The sequence below is a fragment of the Chitinasiproducens palmae genome (assembly GCF_900095735.1).
Classification (GTDB): Bacteria; Pseudomonadota; Gammaproteobacteria; order Burkholderiales; family Burkholderiaceae; genus Chitinasiproducens; species Chitinasiproducens palmae.
The window spans coordinates 50,576-63,695 of sequence record NZ_FNLO01000011.1; the positions used below are offsets into that span (position 1 = coordinate 50,576).

General features: G+C 66.3%; 13 protein-coding genes. 6 read left to right on the forward strand and 7 right to left on the reverse strand.

Features of this window, described 5'->3' with window-relative positions; genetic code table 11:
• Nucleotides 1-190: 190 nt before the first annotated feature.
• From BLU54_RS17090 to BLU54_RS23830, 3 genes are all read right to left on the reverse strand, one after another.
• Nucleotides 191-1,264, reverse strand: coding sequence for a FecR domain-containing protein (locus tag BLU54_RS17090; RefSeq protein WP_170845197.1), 1,074 nt, complete (start codon nucleotides 1,262-1,264; stop codon nucleotides 191-193).
• Between the two features lie 23 nt (nucleotides 1,265-1,287).
• Nucleotides 1,288-1,803, reverse strand: coding sequence for a sigma-70 family RNA polymerase sigma factor (locus tag BLU54_RS17095; RefSeq protein ID WP_170845198.1), 516 nt, complete (start codon nucleotides 1,801-1,803; stop codon nucleotides 1,288-1,290).
• Nucleotides 1,804-2,168: 365 nt separating this feature from the next.
• The gene (locus tag BLU54_RS23830; protein ID WP_170845199.1) at nucleotides 2,169-2,336 is read right to left on the reverse strand and encodes a hypothetical protein; all 168 of its coding nucleotides are present in this window, start codon (nucleotides 2,334-2,336) and stop codon (nucleotides 2,169-2,171) included.
• A 402-nt stretch (nucleotides 2,337-2,738) separates the two neighbouring features.
• On the opposite strand from BLU54_RS23830, the gene queC reads away from it, so the two are divergent.
• The 6 genes from queC to BLU54_RS17125 all read left to right on the forward strand — a co-directional run bounded on the left by queC (nucleotide 2,739) and on the right by BLU54_RS17125 (nucleotide 7,852).
• The gene (gene queC, locus BLU54_RS17100; protein ID WP_091911092.1) at nucleotides 2,739-3,515 is read left to right on the forward strand and encodes a 7-cyano-7-deazaguanine synthase QueC; all 777 of its coding nucleotides are present in this window, start codon (nucleotides 2,739-2,741) and stop codon (nucleotides 3,513-3,515) included.
• Nucleotides 3,512-4,144, forward strand: a complete 633-nt coding sequence (gene queE / locus BLU54_RS17105) for a 7-carboxy-7-deazaguanine synthase (RefSeq protein ID WP_091911095.1) — start codon at nucleotides 3,512-3,514, stop codon at nucleotides 4,142-4,144. The genes queC and queE overlap by 4 nt, the downstream gene beginning before the upstream one ends.
• Before the next feature lie 11 nt (nucleotides 4,145-4,155).
• Nucleotides 4,156-4,599, forward strand: coding sequence for a 6-carboxytetrahydropterin synthase QueD (gene queD / locus BLU54_RS17110; RefSeq protein ID WP_091911098.1), 444 nt, complete (start codon nucleotides 4,156-4,158; stop codon nucleotides 4,597-4,599).
• A 93-nt stretch (nucleotides 4,600-4,692) separates the two neighbouring features.
• The gene (locus BLU54_RS23835; RefSeq protein ID WP_170845200.1) at nucleotides 4,693-4,869 is read left to right on the forward strand and encodes a hypothetical protein; all 177 of its coding nucleotides are present in this window, start codon (nucleotides 4,693-4,695) and stop codon (nucleotides 4,867-4,869) included.
• Nucleotides 4,870-5,358: 489 nt separating this feature from the next.
• Entirely contained in the window at nucleotides 5,359-5,982 is a 624-nt protein-coding gene (locus BLU54_RS17120; protein WP_170845201.1) for a DUF3005 domain-containing protein, read from the forward strand.
• On the forward strand, nucleotides 5,972-7,852 hold the full coding sequence (locus BLU54_RS17125) for a RecQ family ATP-dependent DNA helicase (RefSeq protein ID WP_091911105.1): 1,881 nt from the start codon (nucleotides 5,972-5,974) through the stop codon (nucleotides 7,850-7,852). The genes BLU54_RS17120 and BLU54_RS17125 overlap by 11 nt, the downstream gene beginning before the upstream one ends.
• Here BLU54_RS17125 and rodA read toward each other — a convergent pair.
• The 4 genes from rodA to mreC are packed head-to-tail and all read right to left on the reverse strand — an operon-like array spanning nucleotide 7,809 to nucleotide 12,904.
• A complete protein-coding gene (gene rodA / locus BLU54_RS17130) occupies nucleotides 7,809-8,957 on the reverse strand; it encodes a rod shape-determining protein RodA (protein ID WP_091911108.1) in 1,149 nt (382 codons plus the stop codon). The two genes, BLU54_RS17125 and rodA, sit on opposite strands and share 44 nt — an antisense overlap.
• Before the next feature lie 12 nt (nucleotides 8,958-8,969).
• Nucleotides 8,970-11,315 (reverse strand): penicillin-binding protein 2, encoded by a 2,346-nt coding sequence (gene mrdA / locus BLU54_RS17135; protein WP_091911110.1) that lies wholly within the window; start codon nucleotides 11,313-11,315, stop codon nucleotides 8,970-8,972.
• A gap of 15 nt (nucleotides 11,316-11,330) precedes the next feature.
• Nucleotides 11,331-11,843, reverse strand: a complete 513-nt coding sequence (gene mreD, locus BLU54_RS17140; RefSeq protein WP_091911112.1) for a rod shape-determining protein MreD — start codon at nucleotides 11,841-11,843, stop codon at nucleotides 11,331-11,333.
• A complete protein-coding gene (gene mreC, locus BLU54_RS17145) occupies nucleotides 11,843-12,904 on the reverse strand; it encodes a rod shape-determining protein MreC (RefSeq protein WP_091911115.1) in 1,062 nt (353 codons plus the stop codon). The genes mreD and mreC overlap by 1 nt, the downstream gene beginning before the upstream one ends.
• Nucleotides 12,905-13,120 lie beyond the last annotated feature (216 nt).

Genomic DNA, 13,120 nt, shown 5'->3' on the forward strand with positions numbered 1-13,120 from the left:
ATTGGCTGAGTGATGCTGCTTTACCGTCATGACGCGAATTCCCGAGATGCTTGTGGTCGGATGAAAGCACCTGGAGGAACTGCGACAGTTCATACCGCAGGGCTTCTGCCAGATAAGCCGCGCGAGATGAAAAAACCTGCCGTCTTGTTTGTAACAAATTGTTCCGGGGTCGCGCGGCGCGGGCCACTGCTCAGGCCGCAGTGATGGCCACCGCATACCGTGTGAAGCGACGGAGCCGCACGGGAAGCCGGCGGGCAAGCGATTCGAGTATGCGATCCGTCGCGTCGGCTTGATCGAGCGGCCAAACGCCGGTGATGCGTAAGTCGGCGACCTCCCGGCTGCAATGCAGCCACCCGCTTCGGTAACGACCCAACTCGGCCAGCACATCCTCAAGCCGCATCCTTTCGACGGCGAACATGCCGTCGATCCACGCGAGCAGTTCGCCATTGGCGGGCGTGACGGCGCCGACCGCTTGCCGCGTGACCGAGACTTGCTGCCCCGCTCGGACCAACACCGAACCCACCGAGCGCGACTGGCGGCTCCGCGCTTTTACCGCGCCCTCGACGACCAGCAGGCGAGTGAAGCATTCCTGCGTGGCCGAGTCGACCGCGCGCGCCGTGAAGCGGGTGCCGACCGGCATGAAGTCGCCGTCGCGCGTCGTGACGATGAACGGTCGGCCGGCGGCATCCTTGTGCGTCGCCACCAGGATTTCGCCGTGCCGCAGGACGATGCGCCGTTCGCGGGCGTCGAAACGCAGGTCGATGGCGGTATCGGTGTTGAGTTTGAGCTGGGTGCCATCGGGCAGCGTCACGCTACGGCTTTCGCCGACCGGCGCATGGACGTCGGCGGACGCGATCGCTAGCTGTCGACGCCATGGCACCACGTTGTCGGCAATGATCAGACCGGCGCCGATCACGCCGGGCCAGGCGAGGCGCTTGAGCGTCTTGCGGCGACTGAAGAAGGTCAGCAAGGTCGGCGTGACATGCGTCAGCGCTGCGGAATCGTTCCGCTCACCGCCTTGCAGGCGCTGTCTCATGCCTTCGACACGCTGCCAGGCGCGCGCATGCTCGGGATCGGACGCGTACCAGCGCGCGAACGCAGCCTGTTGCCGCGTGGTATCGACGCCAGTTGCGAGCTTCACGTACCAGGTGATGGCCTGTTCGACGACGGCCTCGGAGATCGGTTCGCCTGAGCCGGCGAGACCGGCGCTGGAAACAGTCCCGCGGCCGGCAGCGATGCGCGGCGGATGTCTTGAATCTGTCATCGGTATGCGGGCCTCATCCGCCCCTATCCGCCCCGGTACAGCACCTTGTAGCATTGCATCAGGGCACGCACCATGGCCTTCTGAACAACGTTGATGCTCACGCCGAGTTGCGCCGCAATTTGCGGGTAGGTCAGGCCGTCGATCTGCGAAAGCAGGAAGATCTGCCGCACCCGCATTGGCAGCGCGTCGAGGATGAGGGCAATCTGTTCCAGCGTCTCCAGGATCAGCGCGCGCTGCTCCAGGGAGGGCACGATTGGCTCCGGCAGTGTTGCCAACGTTTCGAGCCACGCCTGTTCCAGCGCCTGCCGGCGCCAGTGACTGACTGCAAGATCGCGTGCGATCGCGCAAAGGTAGGCGCGTGGCTCACGGAGCGCTTCGAGCTCCCGCTTCCTGAGTACGCGAACGAAGGTGTCGTGTGCCAGATCCGCGGCATCGAAGGAGTTGTCGAGCTTGCGCCGTAGCCACCCCAACAACCATCCGTGGTGATTGAAGTAGAGCGTCTCGACGTCCTGCGAGGAGACCTGATTGAGCATGGCCATCACAACGTCGGCATATCACCGCTACAGATATTAATAAGAATCATTAGCATTTTGAGAGAAAAGTCGTTTTCTTGCAAATCCGTTTTTACCGGACGGACCGGCGGCGCAGCTCCGGCCGGTTCGCCGGGCGGGAAGAAGTCGATGTGCGTGGGCGAGCAGGTGCTGCCTGGCCGGGACACTGCCGTTGCGGTTGCAATTGCATGCGGTGACCCCATCTGGACGAAGCGGCACGACTGCCTTTAGCGCGGCCTCGGCAGCCGTCGATTGGCCGTGGCGCTGCATCGCGCCACGGCCCGCGAGCAGACCGGTGGCATGTCGCAGCAGCACTGCCGCGTGCTTCCCGGTGGCGATGGTCAATACCGATTTCAGTTGGCGTCCTCGACGGCATTGCGGGCCGGATTGCTGACCGGATCGCGGACCGGATCGCGGACCGTGCGCTGGTACGCGGGCAACCGCTTCCCGGGCACGCGCAGGCGCCGTGCGGGACAGCCTGCCTGAAGCGCGAGTTGACGACCTGCGTCGGTCTGAAACATTCGGTGGCGCGTCTGCGTGTTACAAGCGATGCCACATCGTGTCCCGAAAGCGTCACTTTTGTGTCGTTCGGGGCGTTTTCCGTGGCTGGAGGCAGGCAATGGCTACCGCTCCCGCACCGTTGGCTGCCGAAATCCCGGCGTGGAGCGATAATGCGGGCTGCACGGCGACTGACCGGCTGCCTCGCGCCGACGTTCCGATTGCGTGCGACTGCGTTGATGCCGCACGAGCGTGCCCGCGGCTTCGTACTGACTGGCTTTGCACTGGCACACGGGCGGTCTGCCCGGCCTGCGGCCGCGCCCTGTACGGCCAGGTCGTATCGGCCGCGTTACACCGGCGCCCCGCTGCGTTTTCCGGCCGGCACCCTGCCTCGCCGATCGATCTGTTTATCAAGACTGGTAGTGATGATTTCCTCCCCTCTCTCAGCGCCTGTTGGTGGCGGCGCGCTGGTGCTTTTTTCCGGCGGCCAGGACTCGGCGACCTGCCTGGCGTGGGCGCTGTCGCGCTATGAACGCGTCGAGACCGTGGGCTTCGACTATGGCCAGCGGCACCGCATCGAGCTTGCGTGCAGGCAGTCGTTCCGCGCGACACTGCTGGCGCTGAACCCGGCATGGGAAGCGCGACTCGGCGACGATCATCTGCTCGATTTCGCGCTATTGGGTAGCCTGAGCGAGACCGCCATGACGCGCGATATCGAGATCGCGGCGCGGCAGGACGGCCTGCCGAACACCTTCGTGCCGGGCCGCAATCTGCTGTTTCTGATGACCGCGGCGGCGCTGGCGTACCGGCGCGGCCTGCGTGTGATCGTGGGCGGCATGTGCGAGACGGATTTTTCGGGTTACCCGGATTGCCGCGACGATACGATCAAGTCGCTGCAGGCCACGCTGAACCTCGGCATGAACACGCGCTTCGTGCTTGAGACGCCGTTGATGTGGCTCGACAAGGCGCAAACGTGGCAACTCGCCGAGGCAGTGGGCGGCCTGCCGTTGGTGGAGGCGGTTCGCACCGGCACGCACACCTGCTATCTGGGCGAGCGCGGCGAACTGCACGACTGGGGACATGGTTGCGGCACCTGCCCGGCCTGTGCGCTGCGTGCACGCGGCTACCGCGAGTACGCGGCCGCGCGCGACACCGTGCAGGCATTCCCTGATGCGGACGCGGGGACAGGTGAAGGTCGATGACATACGCGGTCAAGGAAATTTTCTACACCTTGCAGGGTGAGGGCGGCAATGCAGGCCGTGCCGCGGTCTTTTGCCGTTTTGCCGGTTGCAACCTCTGGTCGGGACGCGAGGTGGATCGTGCCAACGCGGTCTGTCGTTTCTGCGATACCGATTTCGTCGGCACGGATGGCGTCAACGGCGGCAAGTTCCGCGACGCACGGGCGCTGGCCGAGCGGGTCGCCGGCTTCTGGCCGACCGGCCAGGGCAACCGCTTCGTCGTGTTGACGGGTGGGGAGCCGCTTCTGCAGTTGGATACGCCGTTGATCGAGGCGCTGCACGCGCTCGATTTCGAGATTGCCATCGAGACCAACGGCACGCTGCCGGTACCGGCTGGCGTGGACTGGATCTGTGTCAGCCCGAAGGCGGGCAGCGAACTGGTCGTGGTCCGTGGCGACGAGTTGAAGGTGGTGATGCCGCAGGCCGGTCAGCCGATGGACTGGTACGAATCGCTCGCGTTCACCCATCTGTTGGTGCAACCGATGGACAATCCGCGCCGCGATGAGAACACGCGGCTGGCGATCGAATGGTGCAAGGCGCATCCGCGTTGGCGCCTGTCGATGCAGACGCACAAATATCTGAACATTCCCTGAGGCGCAGCACAGTGTTGACCATTACCCGCCGGCTCGAGTTCGATGCCGGCCACCGTATTCCGGACCATCGCAGCCAGTGCCGCAATCTTCACGGCCATCGCTATGCGATCGAGATCACATTGACCGGCGAACTCGACGATCAGGCAGGCTCGCCGGAGCGCGGCATGGTCATGGACTTTTCGGCGGTGAAGGCGCTTGCCAATGAACACCTCGTCGAACGCTGGGATCACGCATTCCTGGTCTATCAGGGCGACACCGAGGTCGCTCACTTCCTTGCCTCGCTTCCGGGTCACAAGACGGTGGTGTTGGATCGCATCCCGACCGTGGAAAACCTTGCCCGCCTCGCATTCGAGATTCTCGCGCCGGTCTTCGCGGGACACTACGGCCGTCATCTGACGCTGACGCGCCTCCGCCTTTACGAGACGCCGAACTGCTGGGCCGACGCGCAAGCCTGAGGCGTCGGCGAAGCCGCCGTTGCTTGGCGGGCACGGTGACGGGCACGCGCGTTGCAAGATGCTGTGTGCCCCTTCAATGACGGAGAACTCGCGATGGGAAATACCAAGATCGATCCGCATCCGGACCGCGCCAAGCAGGACGAGGAAGGCAAGATCGACGAAAACGTCGAACTGACCTTCCCGGCCAGCGATCCGACGCCGGCTGGCAGCAACGTCACGAAGATCGGTGACAACGGCGAGGAGGTCGGCCCGGGCGAATCGACCGGGTGATCCCTGCCATGAGTCGCCTGCCGCGGTGGGTCGCCAGCGCTGCGGTGGGAGTCGCGTCATGCCATCGGTAAAGAAAGGAGGCCTTGCGCCTCCTTTTTCATTTTGGCTGGCCGGCGTTCGCCGAGCCAGCCATGCCGCCACTGCCGACGTGCCGCCGTGACATCCGGCACAAGGGCCGAGCACGGCAACGCGCGTCGTTGCCGAAGCTGCCGCGCTGGTCTCTGGACGACGGCGCCTCGCCATGCCGGCGCCTTGGCGCAGCAAGCCTTCGTGCGCTGAAGCGGCAGCCGCACGCAGCGCGGCGACGCACGCAACGCGGCGGTCGCCATCGAGCCGGTCTCTAGCAAAGTGACCGCGAAGGGGCGCGTCAGACTGACCGGAATCGTTCGCGGGTCCGACTTTTGCTCGTCGCACGTCATGAGCAGGGTCGGACGTGACGCGCAACGCGCGCTCGCGCGCGACCGTTTGCGGTCCATCAGGAGGCTATCGATGAGCAATCTAGAGAACAATCCGCCGCGCCAGGAACAGGAAGAGCAGGCACGAAAGAGCCCGGTCAAGCGGCCGGAGCACGACACTTCGCATCTGAGCCCCGGCGAAGTGGCGAACGCCTCGGGCGGCAGCCACGGCGATCCGGCGGGCAAGGACCACGGCGGCGAGCCGACGGCCTCGGGCAGCACCGACCAGCCGTACGGGAATGAGACCGACCATACCCTGGGCAAGTCGAAGACGATCGAAGGCGCGCAGCCGCGCGGGACCGATCAATTCAACGACAATGCGTCGGACAGCACCGTCGACACCGACGGCAAGGGTCGCGATGCGCGCTTCGGGCGGGCTGATGTCGACCAAGTGATCGTCAGCAATGCGAGCACCGAGGACGCGGTGCCGACGCCGCCGGCTGGCTTGGGCGGCATCGACAGCCGGCCAGGTGGCAACCAGCCCGCGATCATGGCCCGCGATGGCAGCGCCGTCGTGTACGAGGGCGTCGTCGAGGAAGACGACAGGGCGAACTCGGTCGGCCAGCCCAGCACGTTGATCGATGGACACGACCCGCTGCCGCACAACCATGCGCGCACCTCGCATCGCGTCAAGATCGTGCCCGGCAATGAGAAATGACCTCGCCGATACGCTGAGCGGAGGCCCGGCGATCCTGGATGCGCCGGTTGCGCCCAGCGCGTTCCGCCGCCTGCGCCGTACGCTCAAGCAGACCTTCGGCTTCGAGTCGCTGCGGCCCGGCCAGCGGCCCATCATCCGTAGCGTGCTGGCCGGCGAAGATACCCTGGCCCTGATGCCGACGGGCGCCGGCAAGTCGCTCTGCTACCAATTGCCGGCGTTGTTGTTGCCGGGGTTGACGCTGGTGGTGTCGCCGCTGATTTCGCTGATGAAAGATCAGGCCGACGGTTTGGCGGCGGCAGGCGTTGCGGTGGCGGTATTGAACAGCACGCTGTCGCGTGCTGACGAGAAAGAGGCCATTCAGGCAATCGAGGATGGCCGCATCAAAATTGTGTTCACCACGCCCGAGCGGCTGGCGAAGCCAGAGTTCCAGCAGGTGATCTCGCGCCAGTCGATCAGTCTGGTGGTGGTCGATGAGGCACACTGCGTCTCGCAATGGGGCCACGACTTCCGGCCGGACTTCCTTGAGATCGGCGCAGCGGTGAAGGCATTGGGCCGGCCGGCGATCCTGGCCCTCACCGCGACGGCCACGCCGCGCGTGGTGGACGACATCGTTGCGCAGTTGAAGATGGTCGAGCCGCGGATCTATAACACCGGTGTCTATCGCGACAATCTCGAGTTCGCGGTGATCAATGTCGTCAATGCGGACGACAAGATGCGGCAGGCGCTCGACTACGTGAACCGCGCCGAAGGCAGCGGCATCGTCTATGCAGCGACGGTGCGTGACGTGGAAGCGGTGTACGAGGCATTGCGGGAGAGCGGCGCGTCGGTGACGCGCTATCACGGCAAGATGGGCAAGGCCGAGCGCGAGGAAGCGCAGGAAGATTTCATGGGCGACCGCTGCCGCGTGGTGGTGGCGACCAATGCTTTCGGGATGGGCATCGACAAGGCGGACATCCGCTTCGTCCTGCACTACCAGATGCCTGGCAGCCTGGAAGCCTATTATCAGGAGGCAGGCCGGGCCGGTCGCGACGGCCTCAAGGCACAGTGCACGATGCTGTTCGATCGCAACGACCGGCGCTTGCAGCAGTTCTTCCTGTCCGGTCGCTATCCGAGCATCGAACTGGCGAACCGCACGCACAACATGCTTTGCCAACTGGCGGAGATGCCGGAGCATCGGGTCGGACGCTCGGGTGGCTGGGTTGGCGCCGATGCGCTGCGCGAGGCGATGAGCGAAGCGGGCGGCGGCGTGGCACCGGCGCGCAACAAGCTGCAGACGGTGCTGAAGATGTTGATCGATGCCAAGCTCGCCCGGCGCGACCGGCAACGCCGTTATCAGCCGCTCGACTGCGAGGATGGGCACGAGAACATCACGCGCACGCTCGACGAGTATGGCCGGCTGGCGGAACACGACCGGCAGTCGCTGGAGGCGGTGATCGCCTACGCCCAGAACGCGCAGTGCCGCTGGCAGCGCCTGCTCGACTATTTCGGCCACCGTGCCACTTGGCCGGAGGGGCGCGGCTGCGGGCATTGCGACAACTGCCGGCATCCGGTCGAGTTTGCCAGCTTTGCAAGCGACACCGCGCCTGCCGAGTCGGCCAGCGTGGCGACGCCGACCGTCGAGGCGGACCGTGTGTCACGCACCGAGAAGTCGATCAAGAACGCACCGACGCAGGCGCCAGCCTGGCAGCCGGGCGATGCGGTCAGCGTCCGGCGCTATGGCGAGGGCCGTGTTGAATCCGTGGCCGGGGACCGCGTGTCGGTTACCTTCGACGATGGCGAGACGCGTACCTTCGTTGCGGACTTCGTTCGGCCCGCGCGACGCTCGGTCAGGTCTCGACCAGACGCCGCTGTCGCGCAATCGACAGGATGATGCCAGCGGCGACGCCCAGCGTGACGAGGGCGGTGCCGCCATAGCTCATCATCGGCAGCGGCACACCGACCACCGGGAGGATGCCGCTGACCATGCCCATGTTGACGAACGCATAGGTGAAGAAGGTCATCGTCACGCCACCCGCCAGCAGACGCCCGAACATTGTCGTGCCGCCGGCGGCGATCATCAGGCCACGCAGGATGATCAAGAAGTAGAGCACGAGCAGGACGATCCCCCCGACGAAGCCGAACTCCTCGGAAAACACCGCGAAGATGAAGTCGGTGTGCTTCTCGGGAATGAATTCGAGATGGGCCTGCGTGCCTTTCAACCAGCCCTTGCCGAAGGGGCCGCCCGAACCGATCGCAATGACAGCCTGGATGGTGTGGAATCCCTTGCCGAGCGGATCGGTGGTCGGATCGAGCAAGGTGCACACCCGGTGCTTCTGGTAGTCGTGCAGCAACGGCCAGTTCACTTCCGGCTGGCAGATGTGCTCCTCGCTGACCAAGACGGCACCGATCGCCAACGTGCCGACGATGAACAGCGGCGCAATGATGCGGAAGCTGAGCCCCGCGAAATACACGACGAAAAGTCCGGCCGCGGCGACCAGCAACGCAGTGCCAAGGTCGGGCTGACGCGCAATCAGCAACACCGGGATGCCAACCAGCACCAGGCCCACCATGTGGTCGAACCAGCGGATCGCACCCTCGCGCAGCTGGTAGTACCAGGCCAGCATCAGCGGCGTGGCGATCTTCATGATCTCCGAGGGCTGGATCACGACGCCGACGTTGATCCAGCGACGCGCGCCCTTGCGCGTCAAGCCAAACAGCGCGACCCCGACCAGCAGGGCAACGCCGGCCAGATATAGCGGCACCGCGAACCGCATCAGCGTCTGCGGCGGCAGGCTGGCGATCAGCCACATCAGCGCGAAGGTGACGACGACATTGCGTACCTGGTCGCCGACGCGGCTCGGCACGTCGATGCTGGCACTGTACAGCGTCAGCAGACCGACGCAGACGAGCAGGAACACGAACAGTGCGAAGGCCTTGTCATAGCCCATGAACAGCCGCTTGATGCGGCCCAGCCATGTCGCGAAATCGAAAGTCATGACAGTCTTTCCTCAGCGAGCCGCTGGCGCCGGCGCGGCGCGGCGCCGTTCGGCGGCAGCGGCCGCGGCGGCATGGCGGCGTGTGGGGGCGGGCGTCTTGCCGCCCGTCTGTCCATCGGGGCGGGCGTGCGCGGCGAGCGGCGCATGGCTCAGCGCCTGCGCGACGCTGGCTTGCGGCACCGAGGCCGTGGCCTCGCTTGCCGCTGACGCCGATGCCGCGCTGGCCGGCTGAGCGCCCGCCGTTGCCGATGCCGCCGAGGCTGCCAACGCCGCCGATGCCGCGGTCGATCCGGACGTGCTGAGCGGGGCCGCGGCCGATGCGCCAGAGACGCCGGCCACGCCGGACGCGGCAGCCATCGAGGCCGGCAGGACCGCCTGCGCGGCGTTCGGCTGGCCGCCGATCATCGGCTCCGACGCCCCGACCGTCGCCGAGGCGGCCAGTGCCACTGCGGCCGCCTCGGCACCGGGCTTCTGTCGATCGACAAGGTAGTAGTCGAGCACGCGCCGGGCGACCGGCCCAGCGGTCGCCGCGCCCCAGCCCCCGTTCTCGACGATCAGCGCCAGCGCGATCTGCGGGTTGTCGGCCGGCGCGAACGCGATGAACAGCGCGTGGTCGCGCATGCGTTCGGAAATCAGATGCGCGCGGTACTTCTCGTTCTGCCCGATCGTGAACACCTGCGCCGTGCCGGTCTTGCCTGCCGCCTGATACTGCGCGCCCGCGAAGACCTTGGCGCCCGTCCCCTCGCGCACGACGCCGACCATCGCGCGTTTGACGAAGTCGATGTCGCTGTCCTTCACCGCCAGCCTGCCGTTTGGCGTCGGCACCGTCAGCCGCGAGGTGCCGGTGACCGGATCGACGATTTCCTTGACCAGGTGAGGCTTCATCAGCACGCCTTCGTTGGCCAGGGTCGCCGTTGCATGCGCGAGCTGCAGGATCGTGAACGAGTTGTAGCCCTGGCCGATGCCCAGGCTCACGGTCTCGCCCTCATACCATTTCTGCTGCTCGGGCCGGCGGTACGCGCGCCGCTTCCACTCGGTCGACGGCAGCACGCCCGTGCCTTCGCCGTTGATGTCGATCCCGGTCTTCTGACCGAAACCGAGCGGCTTCATGAAGTCGTGGATCGCATCGACGCCCATGTCGTGGGCGAGCATGTAGTAATAGGTATCGTTGGAGACCACGATCGAGCGGTACAGGTCGACGATGCCGTGTCCCGCGATCACGTCGTTGCGGAACTTGTGGCCGCCGAGCATGTAGAACCCAGGGTCACGGAACGACCACTGCGGCGTGCGTTTCTTCAGCGTCAGCGCACCCAGCGCCATGAACGGCTTGTAGGTCGAGCCGGGCGGGTAGGTGCCGCGCAGCGGCCGGTTCAGCAACGGATGGTCGGGCGAGTTATTCAGCTCGTCCCAGCTCTGCTGGTCGATGCCGTCGACGAACAGGTTCGGATCGAAGCTCGGCGACGAAACGAAGGCGAGCACGTCGCCAGTCTTCGGCTCGATCGCCACCAGCGCGCCGCGCTTGCCGGCGAAGGCCTGTTCGGCGGTTTGCTGCAGGCCGATATCGATCGACAGCTTCAGGTTCCGGCCGGGCACCGATGGCGTGCGCGACAGCGTGCGTACCGGACGGCCGCCCGCCGTGACCTCGACCTGCTGGAAGCCGGTCAGGCCGTGCAGTTCGGTCTCGTAGCTCTGTTCGACGCCGATCTTGCCGATGTAGTCGGTGCCCTTGTAGTTCGTCGCGTCCAGGCGTGGATCGTAGTCCTCGGCGTCCTCGTTGCGTGCGCTGGCCTCGTTGATGCGATCCTGGTCGCGCTGCGAGATCCGGCCGATATAGCCGATCACGTGCGCGGCGGTCGCGCCGAGCGGATATTGACGGAACAGGCGGGCGCGCACCGCGACGCCGGGGAAGCGGTAGCGCTGCACGGTGAAGCGCGCCACTTCGTCGTCGGTCAGGCGAGTGCGAATCGGCAGGCTCTCGAAGTTCTTCGATTCTTCCTGCAGTTTCTTGAAACGCCGCCGGTCGCGCGCATCGATCGGAATCACCTGCGCGAGTTCGTCGATCAGGCCTTCGAGCGGGCGCTTGATCTGCGACGGCGTGACTTCCAACGTATAGGCGGAATAGTTGCGCGCCAGCACGACGCCGTTGCGATCCGTGATCACGCCGCGGTTCGGCACGATCGGCGCGACGGAAATGCGGTTCTCGTTTGCCTGCAGCGCGTACTTGCCGAAACGGAAGATCTGCAGATACGCGAAGCGCGTGCCCAGCAGGCAGAAGCAGAGCAGGACGAAGGCCACGGCGACCGCGACGCGCATGCGGAAGCGGCGCAGCGTCAGCTCATTATCCTGGAATTCGGTCATGCGAAACCCTGACGGTCAGATCGGACGGGTATCGTCCGGATCGGTCGCGCGTCGCTGCGGCGCGATGAGCAGTGCGGCGACCACCGGCCAGACGATGGCCTCGACCACACCGTCCATCAGGAAAGTCCAGCCGGGGAACGGCGCGCCGGTGGCCAGGCGGATCACGAAGGGGATTATCTCGGTGACCACCAGCAGGGGCAGTACGTAGACCGCCTGCACCCAGAACGGCAGCGGCAGCACGCGGCGGTGAATCGAGATGGCGCCATAGGACAGCAGCGTGTAGGCGAGCGCGTGCTCGCCGAACAGGCTCGCCTCGTGTACGTCGATCAGGATGCCCAGCGCGAACGCGATGCCGATGCCGACCTTGCGCGGCTGGTGAAGATTCCAGAACAGCAGGGTGAGCGCGACCCAGTCGGGCACGCCCGGCAGTCGGCCCCAGGGCAGCAGGTCGAGCGCGAAGGCGACCGCGAGGCTCACGTAGATGAACCAGCGGCTCGCGGGGAGCAGGATGTATTGCGGCTCGTTCATCATCGGGCAGGCCTCGCGGCGGAGGAGGGCGAGGCGGCACGCGCCGTCGTCCGTTGACCCGCTCCGCCGGCGGACCGGGCGGCCGCGCTGGCGGGCGCCGCGGCCGACGCACCCGCCCCGGCGGCACGCGCCGCGCCCGACACGCTGGCGGCGCCTGAAGCGGCGGAGGCGGCGGAGGCAGGCTTGCCGTTGGCGTCCAGCGCACTGGCCGGATCCGGGCGGGGCAGCAGTTGCGGGTCGTATTTCAGGACCAGGACCGTGCGGGTGCCTTCGCTGGCCGCCACCGGCGTGGCGAGCACGCGCGCGAAGGCCGTGTCGGATTGCTTGTCGATGCGCACTACGCGGGCCACCGGCAGTCCCGGCGGATAGAGCCCGTCGAGGCCGCTGGTGACCAGTTCGTCACCCACCCGGATGTCGACCGACAGCGGCACGAAACGCAGGTCCAGCAGGGAACCGCTCGACATGCCGTAGACCACGCTGCGCACGCCCGTACGCATATTCTGCACCGGCACGGCCAGATCCTTGTCCGTCAGCAGCGAGACTTCGGCCTGCAACGGATAGAGCCGGGTCACCTGGCCGATCAGGCCTTCCTCGTTGACGACCGGGGCGCCGTTCTGCACGCCGTTGAGCGCGCCACGATCGATCACGACCACGCGCGCGAACGGGTCGCGCGTCTCATAAAGCACGCGCGAGGCAATCAAGCCGACGGTGGCCTGCTGCCGCAATTCAAGCAACGCGCGCAGGTGACCGTTCTCTTGCTCGAACTCGGCGGCGCGCGACGCGTTGAAGCCCAGCACCGCGTTGCGCTCGCGCAGCGCCTTGTTTTCCTGTTGCAATCGTACGTTGGACGCGAAGTAGCCGGCGATGCCGAGCCCGACGTCGCGCGGCACGAGGGCGGCGCGCTGGAGCGGCTGCAGGGCGGTGGCAATCGTCTGGCGTACCACGCCGAGCGTCTTGAAACGCGCGTCGGTGACCAGCAGGGCGATGGCCAGCAGTACGAACACGATCAGGCGCAGCAGCGCCGATGGTCCCTGTTTGAATAGCGGTGGACTTTGGTCCATATCGACGGCGTTCAGGCGGTCGGCGTGAAGCGGAACGGCGCACGCTGCCGGCCGGCACGCCCGATGTCGCCGGCGTGCGTACACGCAGGGACGGCATGCGGAAGGAAGGAGGCGGTAGCCGCGCCGCCTGGCGTCGCGACCCGTCGCACAGTAACCGCGCAGACACGCGTGCGGTCCGCAGCGGCCGATCGACGCCGGTCCGGCCGGCTACGCAGG